Genomic DNA, 14852 nt, shown 5'->3' with positions numbered 1-14852 from the left:
GCACCGCCGGCCGCGCCACCGGCGCCCGGCCCGCCGGCGGCGCTGATCCGGCCGCCGGTGCCCGGGCACGCCGCGGTGCGGGCGCCGATCGTCGGCACCTTCTACCGGGCCCCGGAACCCGGTGCGGCGCCGTTCGTCGCGGTCGGCGACCTGGTCCGTCCGGGTCAGCCGGTCGCCATCGTCGAGGCGATGAAGCTGATGAACGAGGTGGCCGCCGACCGCGCTGGCCGGGTGGTCGCGATCCTGGTCGAGGACGGCCAGCCGGTGGAGTACGACCAGCCGCTGGTCGAGCTGGATCCGGCCTGACGGCGCGGGGTGGGTGAGCGATGTTCGAGACCGTGCTGATCGCCAACCGGGGTGAGATCGCGCTGCGGGTGCTCCGGGCCTGCCGGGAACTCGGCGTCCGTACGGCGGTGGTCTACTCCGCGGCCGACGCCGACTCCGCGGCGGTCCGCCTCGCCGACCAGGCGGTCCGGATCGGGCCGGCGTCGAGCCGGCGCAGTTACCTCAACGCCGCCGCCATCGTGGAGGCGGCCCGGCAGGTGGGTGCGCAGGCCGTGCACCCCGGCTACGGCTTCCTCTCCGAGGACGCCGACTTCGCCGAGATCTGCGCGGACAACGGGCTGACCTTCATCGGCCCGCCGCCGGCGGTGATGGCCGCGCTGGCCGACAAGTCCTCGGCCCGGGCCCTGATGAGCCGGGCGGGTCTGCCGCTGCCGGCGGGCAGCGTCCAGCCGGTGCCGACCGCCGCGGCGGCGGCCGAGGTGGCCGGCGCCATCGGCTACCCGGTCATCGTCAAGGCCGCCGCCGGGGGTGGCGGCCGAGGGATGACCGTGGTGCGCAAGCCGGCCGAGCTGGCCCGGGCGTACGCCCGCACCCGGGCCGCCGCGCAGGCCGCCTTCGGCGACGACCGGGTGTACGTCGAGCGGTACCTGGCCGAGGCCCGGCACGTCGAGGTGCAGGTGCTCTGCGACGCGCACGGCAACGGCGTGCACCTGGGCACCCGGGACTGCTCGGTGCAGCGCCGGCACCAGAAGCTGGTCGAGGAGGCGCCCGCGCCGGCGCTGCCCGCCGGCACGCTCGACGCCATCGCGGAGACCGCGTTGCGGGGCGCGCTGGAGGTCGGTTTCGTCGGCGCCGGCACGCTCGAGTTCCTGGTCGACGCGGAGGAACGGTTCCACTTCCTGGAGATCAACTGCCGGATCCAGGTGGAGCATCCGGTCACCGAGATGGTCACCGGGGTGGACCTGGTGCACGAGCAGCTGCACATCGCCGCCGGGGTGCCGCTGCGGTGGCGGCAGGAGGAGATCCGCCTGCACGGCGTCGCGGTGGAGTGCCGGGTCAACACCGAGGACCCGGAGCGCGGCTTCGTCCCGACCCCCGGCCGGCTGGAGCGGTTCACCCCGCCCGGCGGGCCGTTCACCCGGGTGGACACCCACGCCCGTGCCGGCTACCTGGTCGGTCCCTGGTACGACTCGCTGCTGGCCAAGGTCGTGGTCTGGGCGCCCGACCGGGAGTTGGCGCTCAACCGGTTGGAGCGCGCTCTGGAGGAGTTCGACGTCGCCGGGCCGGGCGTACGAACCACCATCCCGTTCGTCCGGCGGGTGCTCGACGACGCCGCATTCCGCAAGGGCCGCTACACCACCGGCCTGGTCGACCGTCTGCTCGCCGCGCCCGACCCGGCGCCCGCGCGGCGGCCGACCCCCACACCGCGCCCCGCGCCCGCCGCGGAGCCCGACGCAACCCACAGGAGGACCCGATGACCGTCACCCATGGTCGCCCGTTGACCGCCGAGATCACCGACATCCTGGTGGCGCACTGCGGGCTGGACGCCGACGCCGCGGCCCGGGCGCCCGCCGCGTCGCTGGAGGAGCTGGGCATGGACTCGCTCGCGCTGCTGGAGCTGTCCGCGGTCGTCGCCGACCGGTGGCAGGTGAGCATCCCGGAGCAGTCCGGGCAGCTGAGCATCCCGGCGGTGGCCGACCTGGTCGCCCGCCGCGCCGATCCGCCCGGACACACCGAGAACGGCGTGCTCATCGACGCGCCGCTGGCACTGGTCTGGGAGATCACCAACGACGTGGCGAACTGGACGGAGCTGTTCACCGAGTACGCCGTGGTGGAGATCCTGCACCGCGACGGGCACACCGTGCGGTTCCGGCTCACCATGCACCCGGACGAGAACGGGGTGGCGTGGAGCTGGGTCAGTGAACGCACCGCCGACCCGGTGAGCCGGCAGGTCCGGGCGCACCGGGTGGAGACGGGGCCGTTCGAGTACATGCGGATCCACTGGCGCTACACCGAGGAGGAGGGCGGCACCCGGATGACCTGGGTGCAGGACTTCGCCATGAAGCCGACCGCGCCGGTCGACAACGCCGCGATGACCGAGCGGATCAACACCAACAGCGTGATCCAACTCGGGGTGATCAAGGACCGGGTGGAGCGGATCGCCCGACAGCGCGCCGAACAGGGCCGGCCCGCGGCCGGCGACGAGCCGACGGAGGCCGGCGATGAGTGATCTGGGCACCCGACCGATCGCCGCCCGGGACGTACCGGCCGACCGGCGGCGCGGCGGTGAGCTGCGGGTGCTGCTCGGCCCACGCACCGTCGGCAGCACCTCCGGCTTCCTCGGGGTGGCCACGCTCGCGCCGGGGGAGCGCATCGCGGAGCACTACCACCCGTACAGCGAGGAGTTCCTGTACGTGGCGCGCGGCGCGATCACCGTCGACCTGGACGACCAGCCGACGCTGCTGGCTGCGGGCGAGGCGCTGTTCGTGCCGGTCAACGTGCGACACCGGCTGCGCAACACCGGCGTCGAACCGGCCGAGGTGGTCTTCCACCTGGGCCCGCTGGCCCCCCGCCCGGAGCTGGGGCACGTGGACACCGAGCTCGTCGAACAGCGGGGCGGGTCGTGAGCGCGAGGAGTGAGCCGGGTTTGCGAGCCCCGCAGTCGCGAACCGAGGTGGCGCTGTGACCGGGCGCCGCACGGTGGTGACCGGCGTCGGGGTGGTCGCCCCGGGCGGCGCCAGCCGGGACCGTTTCTGGAAGACCATCACCGAGGGGCGTACCGCGACCCGGCGGATCAGTTTCTTCGACCCGTCCGCGTTCCGGTCGCAGATCGCCGCCGAGTGCGACTTCGATCCGGTCGCCGCCGGGCTCACCGAGGCGGAGCGGCGCCGGGCCGACCGGTACGTGCAGTTCGCGCTGGCGTGCTCCGCCGAGGCGGTCGCCGACGCCGGCCTGGTGCTCACCGACGCGGAGCGGGACCGGGCCGGGGTGGTGCTCGGCACCGCGGTGGGCGGCACGATGGCCCTGGAGCAGGAGTACGTGACGCTCAGCGAGCACGGCCGGCGCTGGCTGGTCGACGCGGCGCGCGGCGGCCCGTACCTCTATCAGGCTCTGGTGCCCAGCAGCCTGGCCGCCGACGTGGCCTGCCGGCACGGGCTGCACGGCCCGGCGCAGGTCGTCTCCACCGGATGCACCTCGGGCATCGACGCGATCGGCTACGCCCATCAGTTGATCGTGGACGGTGAGGCCGACGTGGTGCTGGCGGGCGCGGCCGACTCGCCGATCTCGCCGGTCACCGTCGCCTCGTTCGACGCGATCAAGGCGACCAGCCCGGACAACGACGATCCGGCGCACGCCTCGCGTCCGTTCGACGCGGACCGGCACGGGTTCGTGCTGGCCGAGGGCGCGGCGGTGCTGGTGCTGGAGGAGGCCGGGCGCGCCCGGCGGCGTGGCGCGCACGTCTACTGCGAGGTCGCCGGTTACGCGAGCCGTAGCAACGGCTACCACATGACCGGGTTGCGCCCGGACGGGTTGGAGATGGGGCTCGCCGTCACCGACGCGCTCAAGCAGGGCCGGATCGCCCCCGAGCAGGTCTCCTACATCAGCGCGCACGGCTCGGGCACCCGGCAGAACGACCGGCACGAGACGGCCGCGTTCAAGCGGGCGCTGGGCCAGGCCGCGTACCGGGTGCCGATCAGCTCGATCAAGTCGATGGTCGGGCATTCGCTCGGCGCGATCGGCTCGATTGAGATGGCGGCCTGCGCGCTGGCCATCGAGTTCGGCGTGGTGCCGCCGACGGCCAACTGGACCACGCGGGATCCGGAGTGCGACCTGGACTACGTGCCGAACGAGGCGCGGGAGGTCCCGGTGGACGTGGCGCTGTCGGTGGGCAGCGGGTTCGGCGGCTTCCAGTCCGCGATGGTGTTCCGCCGGCTGCCCGGTGCGGTGGCGGCGTGACCGCCCGGGCGGTGGTGACCGGCATCGGCGTCGTCGCGCCCAGCGGTGTGGGCGCGGACGCGCACTGGCGCACCGTGCTGGCCGGCACCCGACGGACCGGGCCGATCACGTTGTTCGACCCGTCCGGCTACCCGACCCGCTTCGGCGGGGAGGTGCCCGACTTCACCGCCGACGGGTACGCGGACAGTCGACAGTTGGTGCAGACCGACCGGTGGACGCATCTCGGTTTCGCGGCCACCCGGTTGGCGCTGGCCGACGCCGGGCTGCCCGAGCGGGCTCCCGACCCGTACGGCTACGCGGTGACCCTGGCCAGCTCGTCCGGGGGCAACCTGTTCGGCCAGCGGGAGCTGCAACGGCTCTGGGGTGGTTCGTCGCGGACGGTCGGGGCGTACCAGTCGATCGCCTGGTTCTACGCGGCGAGTGTCGGGCAACTGTCCATCCACCACCAGTTCAAGGGCCCGAGCGGGGTGCTGGTCGCGGAGACGGCCGGCGGGTTGGACAGCCTGGCGCACGCCGCCCGGGCGGTACGCCGGGGCACGCCGGTGGTGATCGCGGGGGCCACCGAGTGTCCGTTGAGCCCGTACGCGCTGGCCTGTCAGCTGCGTTCCGGGCTGCTCAGCGACGTCGCCGACCCGGAGCGGGCGTACCGGCCGTTCGACGCCGCGGCCACCGGCTACCTGCCCGCCGAGGGCGGCGCGGTGTTCGTGGTGGAGGAGATCGGGCACGCGTTGGCGCGGGGCGCCCGGATCTACGGCGAGGTGAGCGGCTGGGGCGCCACCCACGACGCCGCGCACACGACGGCGGACAGCGCCGGCGACCCGGCACAGTACGCCCGGGCGATGCGGCTGGCGCTGGACCGGGCCGGTGTCGCGGCGGCCGGGATCGACGTGGTGCTGCCCGACGCGCTGGGTGTGCCCCGCTACGACCGCAGCGAGGCCGAGGCCCTGCGTGCCGTGTTCGCCGACCGGCCGCCCCCGGTCACCACGCAGAAGCCGCTGACCGGGCGGGCGTACCAGGGCGGCTCGGCGCTGGACGCGGCCACCGCGCTGCTCGCCTTCGCGCACGACACACTGCCCCGCTCCGCCGGCCCGGACGAGGTGGCCGACGGGTGCGAGCTGGATTTCCTCCGTGAGCACCGCCGCCCGCGCAGCCGGTTGGCGCTGGTCTGCGCGCGGGGCTTCGACGGGTTCAACAGCGCGCTGGTCCTGCGCGGGGCCGCGCCGATGAGGGGAGAGACGCCATGAGCGAGCAGCGGGCCCGGGTGGTCTTCCTGGTGCGGGTGCCGGTGCCGCGCACCGAGCAGTTCCTCGCCGCGTACGAGGCGGTGCGGCACCTGGTCGCCGGCGGGGTGCCGGGGCACCTGGTCGACCAGGTGTGCCGCTCGTCGACGGACCCGGAGCAGTGGTTGATCACCAGTGAGTGGGCGAGCCTCGCCGACTTCGAGAGCTGGGAACGCAGCCCCGAGCACCGGGAGTTGGTGCGCCCGATGCGGGAGTGCTTCACCGACGCGCGCTCGCTGCGCTTCCACATCCACGCCCAGACGCCAGCACTGGCCTGACGGCGTCGCTACGTCTCTGGCAATCTTGGACAGTTTCCGTTACGAGCTAACGGAAACTGTCCAAGATTGCGGGACAGCATGCGTGCGCGTCGGGCGTGCCGACGGCGAGGATCGTCCCCACGAGCACGCTGCATTGCACGGCGGGGTCGAGACGGCGGCGGGAGCGCGTAGTGTCCCCGGTCCATGAAGGTACTCATCTCCGTCGACATGGAGGGCATCTCGGGGGTCGTGCACTCCGTCGAGACGAATCCGGATCGGTACGACTACGAGCGCGGGCGTGCGTTGACGACGGCCGAGGCGAACGCGGTGATCGCCGGGGTTCTCGATGCCGAACCCGAAGCCGTGGTGTGGGTCGCCGACGCACACGGATCGTTTCGGAACCTCCTGCCGGAGGACCTCGACCGGCGTGCTCACCTCGTGCGGGGCAGACCCCGTCCGCTGGGCATGCTCGCCGGGCTGGACGAGCACACGGAGGCCGTCCTGCTCGTCGGCTATCACGCTCGGGCCGGTAGCGGGCCCGCCGTGCTGGCGCACACGATGAGTGACGCCATCCTCGACGTGCGGGTAGGCGGACGGTCGCTGGGCGAGATCGGCCTCAACGCGGCCATGGCGGGGCACCTGGACGCGCCCGTCGTCCTGCTCAGCGGAGACGACACCGCCTGCGCGGAACTCAGTGAGCTGGTGCCCTCGGCGGTCACCGTCGCGGTCAAGCAGGCCCTGGGGCAGGCCGCCGCGGTGGCTCTCCATCCGCAGGAGGCACGGGAGCGGCTGCGCCACGCCGCCGCCGATGCCATCACCCAACGCGCCTCGATTCCCCCGCTGACCATGGCCGGGCCGCTGGAGGTCGAGATCGACCTGTACGGCCCGTACATGGTCGACCTCGCCGTCCTGGTGCCGGGTGTGGCCCGCGTCGGCGGCGGCCGGACGGTCGGTTTCCACGCCGCTGACGTCGCCGAGGCGTATCGGCTCGTTCAGCTGCTTGTCCAACTCGCCACGATCAAACCGGGCTAGATGCGTGAAACGGCTTCCCGGCGGTGGTGCCGGCCACCCGGTCCGCCGGGGCGGCGGTGATCCCGCGCCCGCTCGACCAGTCGCCCCGCACCACCACCGGCAAGGCGGTCCGCTCGGCTGACGCGCTGTCCTCGGCAGCCACGCCGTGACGGGCCCGCTGCACCGGGTCGACGACCCGGCCCCGCCCGCCCGGCGGGCGGCAGCCCGGCCGACCGGTCGCTCAGCCGGTCAGGCTGACCTCGGCCAGATAGACGCAGGTCCGCTCCTCGTGCGAGGAGTAGTAGCTGACCCACAGCAGGTCGTCGTGCCAGACCAGGCCGGGGTAACTGGTGTCGCCGCCGGAGGGCAGCGCGACAAGTTCGGTCAGCTCGCCCCGCTCCGGGTCCACGGCACACACCGCCGTGCGCACCTCGCCGTCGAGCAGGCGCAGCCCAGCTAGCAGCCGCCCGTCGGGCAGCCGGAGCAGCGTCGGCCCGCCGATCTGGACACCGAGGTCGGTCCAGCTCCAGTCCCGGTACGGCGGGCGGGCGCGGCCGAGCTGCGCGGTTGCGGCGTCACCGTCGCGGCGCAGCAGGCAGATGGCGGTGCCGTCCGGGTCGACGACCAGCCCCGACTCGTTGGGGTAGCCACCCTCGAACAGTGTCGGCACCCACGGCTGAAGGTCGATGCCGTCGACGCTGCGGTAGAGCCGGGCGAACCGTGGATCCCGGGTGGCGTATCCGACGCCGTACATCGCGCCGTCGTGCCAGACCGCCCGCCACACCCAGACGTCCGGTTCGCCGACGGGGACCGGCTCGCCCCACGCGCGCCCGTCCGCGGACAGCCAGGTCATCGTCTGGAACGACTTGGTGGTCTCGCCGGTTGCTGCCACCGCCAGCAGTTGCAGCTGCCCGTCGGGCCGCAGGACGAAGCGCGGGTCGCGCAGGTCGGTCCCGGGCTGGCGGACGACGGTCGCGGACGTCCACGATCGACCGTCGGCCGAGCTCAGCACCCGGATCACGCCGTCGTCGGAGAGATGGGTCCGTGCCTCACGGAAGGCGCAGAACCAGCTCCCGGCGTACCGGACCAGGTCGGTGAAGGCGCTGTGCGGCGCGCTGTCGCCGATCCGGTGGACGGCGGTGACCTCGGCGGTGGTGCGGCGGGTGGGTGACGACGTCATGCGGCAGTCTCCTGGCATCGGGGGAGTGCGGGACGTGCCGGGCGCCGGCCAGGGCCCGGGGCGCGGTGCCGACGGCCGACGCTAGCGATCCCTGCCGACGCCCACGGGGCCACCAGGCGAACGCGCGACGAACTCTCCGGACGGCACGGCTGGCCCGGTCGGATCGATGTCGCCCCCACGTCGGCCGCACCCCAGCGAGCTAGCCGCCGGCCGGCTCCTGCTGGGCGCGGTGGGCGGCGGCGAGCCGCTTGGGGGCGCGGGCGTACCAGGCCTCGGTGATCACCTCGGTCAGCTCGGGCCCGCCGATCCGGTCGAGCCGGACCAGCACCGCCGGGTAGCCCTCGAAGTGCGGGGTGGTGAAGTAGACCGACGGGTCGTCGGCGAGCAGGGCCTCCTTGACGCCGAGGTCGGGCACCCGCGCGCCGAGGATCGGCCCGTCGGGCGCGGCGGCGCCGAGGGCGGCCCGGTCGGCCGCGCGCAGTGGCCGTTCCCAGACGAACGGCTTGTCCCGCACCCGCCAGGCGGGCAGCCCGTCGTACGAGGCCCGCTCGGTGGTCTCGGGCAGTGCGAACGCGATCCGGCGGACGTCCTCCCAGCTGGCCATGTCCACACGGTACGGCGGTTCAGCGAGCCACGGTGTGCTCGGCGAGCAGTTGGCCGAGCACGTGTCGGGCCTCGGCCGCCTTGCCCGGCTCGGGATTGTCCAGGGTGATCAGCGCCTTCCACAGCGCCCAGCCGCGCCCGCGAGCCCAGGTGGCCGCGTCGACGTCGAGCGCGTCGTGGAAGGTGGCCCTGCTCAGGCCGTGCAGCAGCGTCCAGGCGATCACGGTGTCGCAGGCGGGATCGCCGACACCACAGCAGCCGAAGTCGATGACGGCGGCCAGTTGGCCGTCGCGGACCAGCAGGTTGCCGGCCGCGACGTCGCCGTGGAACCAGACCGGCGGCGCGGCCCACGTGGCGTCGAGGGCGGCCTGCCAGATGTCGTTGACGGCGGCGACGGGTAGCCGGTCACGGTGCGTTTCGATCGCGGCCCGGGTTTCGGCGTCGTAGGTGGACAGCGGCGCGCCCCGCCAGGCGCTGTGCCGGCCGGCGATGGGGCCGCCCGTGGCGTCGACGCACCGTAGGGCGCGCAGGAAGCCGGCGAGGTCGGTGGCGAATCGGGTCAGGTCGTCGATCCGCTCGGGCCGGGCGGTCTGTCCGTCGATCCATCGGTAGACCGACCACGGGTACGGGTAGCCGGCGCCCGCCCGACCCTGGGCCAGGGGGGTGGGCACCTCCAGCGGCAGCCGTTCGCCGAGCACCGGTAGCCAGCGCTGTTCCTTGGCGACCTGGAGGGCGTACCCCTCGCCGCTGGGCAGCCGCACGCTCATCGCGTCGCCCAGGTGGAAGGTGCGGTTGTCCCAGCCGTCGACCTCCACCGCGCGTACCGGCAGCTCGGCCCAGTGCGGGAACTGGTCGGCGACCAGGCGGCGGACCAGTGCCTCGTCAATCCGGCCGGCCACCGCGTCGTCGGTGTCGGGTACGTCGGGGAGGTTCTGTGCGTTCATCCACCTGAGCCTGCGGGGACCGGGCCAGGTGCGCAACCGGCTTTACGCCGGACGGCGGGGGTCGGTGGCGGTGGGCTGAGCCTGGCCACGGCCCGCTCGGGGTGCTGACACACCGCGTTCATCGGATGGCAATGCGCGACGACCCGCGTGCCGCCGTCCTGCGTGGACGGTCATAATGGGCGGCATGGTTGCCTGGGAGTACGCCCTGCTCGTCCGCCGCTATCAGGGGCAGGGCCGCAATTTTCACGTTTCGTTCGTCTGGTACGCGCCGGACGGGTCGCGCAGGGACATCACCGCCTTCGGTGACACCGCCATCGCGCACCTCAACCGCGTCGGCCGCGAGGGCTGGGAGCTGGTCTCCGCCGCCGAGGACGTGAACAACGTCCAGGGCAGCACCGAAGTCCACCGCTACCACCTCAAGCGCCCCCTGAACTAAGCCGCCCGCCCGGTCGTACCGGGCACCACAACCCCATGATCGACGGGACCGGCGGGGTCAGGTCGACGGGACCGGCGGGGTCAGGTCAGCGCGACCGGCGGGGTCAGGTCAGGTCGACGGTGGGGTAGAGGGGGAACGGGGTCAGCAGGTCGGTGGCCTGGCGGGCGATCTTGTCGGCGAGGGCCGGGTCGAGCGCGTACTTGGCCTTCGACGGCGTGCCGTCGGCGTTGGCGCCGGCCGTGGTCTGGGTGAGCACGGTGTGGATCAGCTCGGCCGTCTGGTCCATCTCCGCGGTGCCCAGGCCGCGGGTGGTCAGAGCCGGGGTGCCGATCCGGATGCCGGAGGTGTACCAGGCGCCGTTCGGGTCCTGCGGGACCGAGTTGCGGTTGGTGACGATGCCCGAGTCCAGTAGCGCCTGCTCGGCCTGCCGGCCGGTGAGCCCGTAGCCGGACACGTCGATCAGCACCAGGTGGTTGTCGGTGCCGCCGGTGACCAGCTTCGCGCCCCGGCTCAGCAGCCCCTCGGCGAGGGCCTGCGCGTTGTCCACGATCCGCTGGGCGTAGTCGGCGAAGTCCGGGCGGCGGGCCTCGGCCAGGGCGACCGCCTTGGCGGCCATCACGTGCGGCAGCGGGCCACCGAGCACCATCGGGCAACCCCGGTCCACCTGGTCGGCCAGCTCCGGCTGGCAGAGCACCATGCCGCCGCGCGGACCGCGCAGCGACTTGTGCGTGGTGGTGGTGACGATGTGCGCGTGCGGCACCGGGTCGAAGTCGCCGCTGAACACCTTGCCCGCCACCAGGCCGGCGAAGTGCGCCATGTCGACCATGAAGGTCGCGCCGACCGAGTCGGCGATCTCCCGCAGGATCCGGAAGTTCACCTTCCGGGGGTACGCCGAGTAGCCGCCGACCAGGATCAGCGGCTTGAACTCCCGGGCCGCCTCGGCCACCCGGTCGTAGTCGATCAGGCCGGTCGCCGGGTCGGTGCCGTAGCTGCGCTGGTCGAACATCTTGCCGGAGATGTTCGGCCGGAAGCCGTGGGTGAGGTGGCCGCCGGCGTCCAGCGACATGCCGAGCATCCGCTGGTTGCCCAGCTCCCGGCGCAGCGCGAACCAGTCGGCCTCGGTGAGGTCGTTGACCTGGCGTACCTGGGCCTTCTTCAGCGCGGGGGACTCCACCCGGTCGGCCAGCACCGCCCAGAACGCGACCAGGTTGGCGTCGATGCCCGAGTGCGGCTGCACGTAGGCGTGCGCCGCGCCGAACAGCTCGCGGGCGTGCTCGGCGGCGAGCGCCTCGACGGTGTCGACGTTCTGGCAACCGGCGTAGAAGCGTCGCCCGACGGTGCCCTCGGCGTACTTGTCGCTGAACCAGTTGCCCATCGCGAGCAGGGTCGCCGGGGAGGCGTAGTTCTCGCTGGCGATGAGTTTGAGGGACTCCCGCTGATCGGTCAGCTCGGCGCCGATGGCGTCGGCCACCCGCGGCTCGACAGCCCGGATCACCTCAAGGGCACTCCGGAATGCGGTGGACTCGGCGTTGCGCGACATGCGACCTCCTACAGACGTGCGGAAGGCCCAGGCGCTCGGCAAACGTCCTCGTGACGGGGCCGCTCCCCGATGGTTCTCCATCCCCACGCGCCAGTAACGGCCCGCGCCGATCCTACCGGGCCGGCCCGGGCACGCCCGGCCGACCTCCGCATGCGACCCGCCGGCGTGGTTGGGCGGTCCGTGTCGGGGCACACGGTAGGGGTCTGCCGCACCGGTGCGGGTGCGGCCGCGATTCGCACGAGAGGAGCGACACCATGACCACACCGAAGACCGACCGACCGCTCGCCCTGGTGACCGGGGCGTCCAGCGGGATCGGATACGAGTTGGCCGCCCAGTTCGCCGAGCACGGGTTCGACCTGATCATCGCCGCCGAGGATCAGGGCATCGCGGAGGCCGCGGAGAAGCTGCGCCGCGACGGCGGCCCGCAGGTCAAGTCGGTCCGCGTCGACCTGGCCAGCGAGGAGGGCGTGGAGGAACTGGCCGCGGCGGTCGCCGCGACCGGGCGTCCGCTGGATGCGCTGGCCCTGAACGCCGGGCGGGGCGCCGGCGGCGCTTTCGTCGGCGGCACCGACCTGCGGGACGAGCTGGAGATCGTCGACCTCAACGTGCGCTCGACCGTGCACCTGGCCAAGCGGCTGCTGCCGGGCATGGTCGAGCGGGGCGCGGGCCGGGTGCTGTTCACCTCGTCGATCGCCTCCACCATGCCGGGGCCGTTCCAGGCGGTCTACAACGGGTCGAAGTCGTTCGTGCAGTCCTTCGCGGAGGCGCTGCGCAACGAGCTGAAGGACAGCGGCGTCACGGTGACCTCGCTGATGCCCGGACCGACGGACACCGAGTTCTTCGAGCGGGCCGACATGGAGGACACCCGGGTGGGCTCCGGGAAGAAGGACGACCCGGCGAAGGTCGCCGCGCAGGGCTTCGCCGCGTTGATGAAGGGCGACCAGACGGTGACCGCGGGTTCGCTGATGAACAAGGTGCAGACCGCGGCCGGCAAGATCGTTCCGGACAAGCTCAAGTCCGAGCAGCACCGCCGGATGGCCGAGCCGGGCTCGGGTAGCTGACGCCGACCCCGAGCGGGCGCGCACACGACGAGGGCCCGGCGCGAGCCGGGCCCTGTGTCGTACGCGGGTGGTTCAGGCGGTCACCGCGTCGATCGCCTTCTTGATCGCCTTCGGGTCACTGGGCGTACGCGGGGCGTCGGCGCGCAGCGCGATCATCCGCTCGCCGATCTCCTGGAGCTGCTTGCGGCCCAGGGCCTCGCGGACCTTGGGGAACCACTCATCCTCCTCCTCCTCGACGTGGTGCAGGACGTTCTCGATCAGCACCGTGGTCTTGGCGTTGAAGTGCTCGTGGTCCGCGTCCATGGCGGCCAGCTCGGCGCAGAGCACGTCGGCCACGTGGTGCTCCTCGTACGACTCGAGGATGTCGTCCTCCAGGTCGGGCAGGAGCTGCCGGACCTCCGGGTACATCACCTCGTTCTCCAGGTAGGTGTGCACGGTGAGGGCCTCCAGGATCTGGCCCACGAGCTTCTGCCGCTGGCTCGCCGGCCCCTCCTCGGCATCCTGGAAGGCCTTGAACAGGCGGCGCATCTCCTTGTGGTCCTCTTTGAGCAGGACGATGGCATCGGTGGACACCGGCATGACCTCCCTGAATCTTGTCTGGTGTCCGTTCCGGTACCCCGCTGGTGAACTGCGGAAACAGACGATCTCGTCGGTCAGACGGTGGCCAGGGTGCGGGGGATCTCGTCGAGCAGTTCCCGGGCCAGGAAGCCGATCCGGCCGTAGCGAGGGATGAGCCGCTGCCCGCTCACCGCGTGCGCGAACGCCGCCCAGCAGGCGGCCTGCGCGGGCTCCGCCCCACGGGAGAGCAGCCCGGCCAGCAGACCGGCGAGCACGTCCCCGCTGCCGGAGGTGCCCAACCCGGCGTCGCCGCTCTCCTCGCGCCAGCGCTGCCCGTCCGGGGTGGCCACGTGCCCGTAGAGCGAGACGACCGCCTCGTACCGGGCGGCCAGCTCGGCCGCCTCGGCGTCCAGGTCGTCGCCCGGGTCCCGGCCGAGCAGGTGCCCGGCCTCGGTGACGTTCGGGGTCAGCACCGCGGGTCGCCCCGAGCCGACCAGCAGGTCCGGCTCGTGGCTGAGCGCGCCGAGGGCGTACGCGTCGAGCACCAGCGGCGTGCGCGGTTCGGCCGCGTCCAGGACCAGACGCAGCAGGCGGCGGGTCTCCTCGATCCCCTTCAGCCCCGGGCCGAGGGTCACCACGTCGGCCTGCCCGACCAGCTCGCCGAGCTGGCCGGCCTCGTCGGCGGACACCGCGCCGTCCGGCGTCTCCGGCAGCCCGACCACCAGGGCCTCGGGCACCTGGATGCTCAGGGTGGCGGCGGTGGATTCGGCGGCGGCGAGCTGGAGCACTCCGGCGCCGGCACGCAGCGCGGCAACCCCGGCGAGCAGCACCGCCCCGGGGGTGAAGCGGGAGCCGCCGACCACCAGCACGGTGCCCCGGCTCTCCTTGCCGCCGGCCGGGACCGGCAGTTCCCAGTCCCGCAGCAGCCCCGGCGTGATCACCTTCACCTCAGACCGGCTCGGCATGGATTTCGTCCTCCCTGGTCGGCTGGGCGCCCTGCCGGCGCAGGTGGCCGACCTCGTTGAAACCGCCAAGCGTCAGCCGACCCTCGGTGTCGGCCGACCAGTCGGTGATCGAGCAGTTGGCGATCACGTGTTCGCGGGTCAGCGCCATCAGGTCCGGCTCGGTCAGGCCTTCCACCAGGTAGCGCAGCAGAAAGACCAGCGCGTCGTGGCCGAACAGCAGCACTCGCTGGCCCTCGTGGTCCCGGCGGAGGTCGCCGAGCAGCGTGCGGAGCCGCAGCGCCACGTCGGTCCAGGCCTCGCCGCCCGGAGGCCGGTAGTAGAACTTGCCCAGCCGCGCGCGGCGCTCCGCCTCCTCCGGGAAGCGCCGTTGCACGCCGTGCCCGGTCAGGCCGTCGAGGATGCCCAGCTCCCGGTCGCGCAGTCGCTCGTCCCGGCTCACCGGCACCCCGGTGCCGTGCAGGGCCAGCTCGGCGGTGGAGACCGCCCGCAGGTACGGCGAGACCACCGCCACGTCCGGGCGCCGGTCCGCGGGCAGACCGGCCAGCCAGCGGCCGGTGGCTCGGGCCTGCTCCTCGCCGGTGGGGGAGAGCGGCACGTCGGCGTCCCGGTGGGTGAGCCCGATCAGGTCCGCGCCGGAGGACTCGGCCTCGGTTGCCGCCACGTTCGCCGTGCTCTCGCCATGCCGGATGATCCACAAGGTTGCCAGTTCGGCCATGCGGCACCCCCTACCCGACCCGGCTGCCTGGTAACCGCGCCACCGGCGCACGCCGGAGGC

Annotated in this window: 17 protein-coding genes and 1 riboswitch; of the genes, 10 read left to right on the top strand and 7 right to left on the bottom strand. The window is 73.2% G+C overall.

The window, feature by feature from the left end:
- From accB to EAD98_RS09940, 8 genes are all read left to right on the top strand, one after another.
- Positions 1-306, top strand: a 306-nt coding sequence (accB, locus tag EAD98_RS09975; protein ID WP_199723356.1) for an acetyl-CoA carboxylase biotin carboxyl carrier protein, incomplete at its 5' end; no start/stop codon positions are given.
- Between the two features lie 20 nt (positions 307-326).
- The gene (locus EAD98_RS09970) at positions 327-1763 is read left to right on the top strand and encodes an acetyl/propionyl/methylcrotonyl-CoA carboxylase subunit alpha (protein ID WP_121653759.1); all 1437 of its coding nucleotides are present in this window, start codon (positions 327-329) and stop codon (positions 1761-1763) included.
- On the top strand, positions 1760-2515 hold the full coding sequence (locus EAD98_RS09965) for an SRPBCC family protein (protein WP_121653758.1): 756 nt from the start codon (positions 1760-1762) through the stop codon (positions 2513-2515). The genes EAD98_RS09970 and EAD98_RS09965 overlap by 4 nt, the downstream gene beginning before the upstream one ends.
- Complete coding sequence (locus tag EAD98_RS09960) at positions 2508-2912, top strand: cupin domain-containing protein (RefSeq protein ID WP_121653757.1); 405 nt, start codon at positions 2508-2510, stop codon at positions 2910-2912. Before EAD98_RS09965 ends, EAD98_RS09960 begins: the two co-directional genes overlap by 8 nt.
- A gap of 55 nt (positions 2913-2967) precedes the next feature.
- A complete protein-coding gene (locus EAD98_RS09955; protein ID WP_121653756.1) occupies positions 2968-4242 on the top strand; it encodes a beta-ketoacyl synthase in 1275 nt (424 codons plus the stop codon).
- Entirely contained in the window at positions 4239-5486 is a 1248-nt protein-coding gene (locus EAD98_RS09950; RefSeq protein WP_121653755.1) for a beta-ketoacyl synthase N-terminal-like domain-containing protein, read from the top strand. The genes EAD98_RS09955 and EAD98_RS09950 overlap by 4 nt, the downstream gene beginning before the upstream one ends.
- Positions 5483-5800 carry an antibiotic biosynthesis monooxygenase gene (locus tag EAD98_RS09945; protein WP_121653754.1) on the top strand — a complete coding sequence of 106 codons (318 nt, stop codon included), beginning with the start codon at positions 5483-5485 and terminating at the stop codon, positions 5798-5800. Before EAD98_RS09950 ends, EAD98_RS09945 begins: the two co-directional genes overlap by 4 nt.
- A 183-nt stretch (positions 5801-5983) precedes the next feature.
- Entirely contained in the window at positions 5984-6811 is an 828-nt protein-coding gene (locus EAD98_RS09940) for a M55 family metallopeptidase (protein WP_121653753.1), read from the top strand.
- A 220-nt stretch (positions 6812-7031) separates the two neighbouring features.
- On the opposite strand, the gene EAD98_RS09935 is transcribed toward EAD98_RS09940, so the two are convergent.
- The 3 genes from EAD98_RS09935 to EAD98_RS09925 form a co-directional block, all read right to left on the bottom strand.
- Complete coding sequence (locus EAD98_RS09935) at positions 7032-7970, bottom strand: sialidase family protein (RefSeq protein WP_121653752.1); 939 nt, start codon at positions 7968-7970, stop codon at positions 7032-7034.
- Positions 7971-8169: 199 nt separating this feature from the next.
- On the bottom strand, positions 8170-8574 hold the full coding sequence (locus EAD98_RS09930; protein WP_121653771.1) for an MmcQ/YjbR family DNA-binding protein: 405 nt from the start codon (positions 8572-8574) through the stop codon (positions 8170-8172).
- Positions 8575-8593: 19 nt separating this feature from the next.
- Positions 8594-9517: an aminoglycoside phosphotransferase family protein gene (locus tag EAD98_RS09925; RefSeq protein WP_121653751.1), complete on the bottom strand. Its 924-nt coding sequence runs from the start codon at positions 9515-9517 to the stop codon at positions 8594-8596.
- 175 nt (positions 9518-9692) lie between these two features.
- Between EAD98_RS09925 and EAD98_RS09920 the strand changes: the two genes are divergently transcribed.
- On the top strand, positions 9693-9953 hold the full coding sequence (locus EAD98_RS09920; RefSeq protein ID WP_121653750.1) for a hypothetical protein: 261 nt from the start codon (positions 9693-9695) through the stop codon (positions 9951-9953).
- Positions 9954-10056: 103 nt separating this feature from the next.
- On the opposite strand, the gene EAD98_RS09915 is transcribed toward EAD98_RS09920, so the two are convergent.
- Positions 10057-11493 carry a glycine hydroxymethyltransferase gene (locus EAD98_RS09915; RefSeq protein ID WP_121653749.1) on the bottom strand — a complete coding sequence of 479 codons (1437 nt, stop codon included), beginning with the start codon at positions 11491-11493 and terminating at the stop codon, positions 10057-10059.
- Between the two features lie 18 nt (positions 11494-11511).
- A riboswitch (ZMP/ZTP riboswitch) is annotated at positions 11512-11601 on the bottom strand.
- A gap of 146 nt (positions 11602-11747) precedes the next feature.
- Between EAD98_RS09915 and EAD98_RS09910 the strand changes: the two genes are divergently transcribed.
- Positions 11748-12554: an SDR family oxidoreductase gene (locus EAD98_RS09910; protein ID WP_121653748.1), complete on the top strand. Its 807-nt coding sequence runs from the start codon at positions 11748-11750 to the stop codon at positions 12552-12554.
- Positions 12555-12626: 72 nt separating this feature from the next.
- On the opposite strand, the gene EAD98_RS09905 is transcribed toward EAD98_RS09910, so the two are convergent.
- The 3 genes from EAD98_RS09905 to EAD98_RS09895 all read right to left on the bottom strand — a co-directional run bounded on the left by EAD98_RS09905 (position 12627) and on the right by EAD98_RS09895 (position 14792).
- Positions 12627-13127 carry a hemerythrin domain-containing protein gene (locus EAD98_RS09905; RefSeq protein ID WP_121653770.1) on the bottom strand — a complete coding sequence of 167 codons (501 nt, stop codon included), beginning with the start codon at positions 13125-13127 and terminating at the stop codon, positions 12627-12629.
- Between the two features lie 80 nt (positions 13128-13207).
- A complete protein-coding gene (locus EAD98_RS09900) occupies positions 13208-14077 on the bottom strand; it encodes an NAD(P)H-hydrate dehydratase (protein ID WP_121653747.1) in 870 nt (289 codons plus the stop codon).
- Positions 14061-14792 carry a histidine phosphatase family protein gene (locus EAD98_RS09895; RefSeq protein ID WP_121653746.1) on the bottom strand — a complete coding sequence of 244 codons (732 nt, stop codon included), beginning with the start codon at positions 14790-14792 and terminating at the stop codon, positions 14061-14063. Before EAD98_RS09895 ends, EAD98_RS09900 begins: the two co-directional genes overlap by 17 nt.
- Positions 14793-14852: the final 60 nt, after the last annotated feature.

This window comes from Micromonospora sp. CV4 (assembly GCF_003667455.1).
GTDB lineage: Bacteria > Actinomycetota > Actinomycetes > Mycobacteriales > Micromonosporaceae > Micromonospora.
Note: the sequence above shows the minus strand (reverse complement) of the source record. Positions and strands in the feature narration are given on the sequence as shown.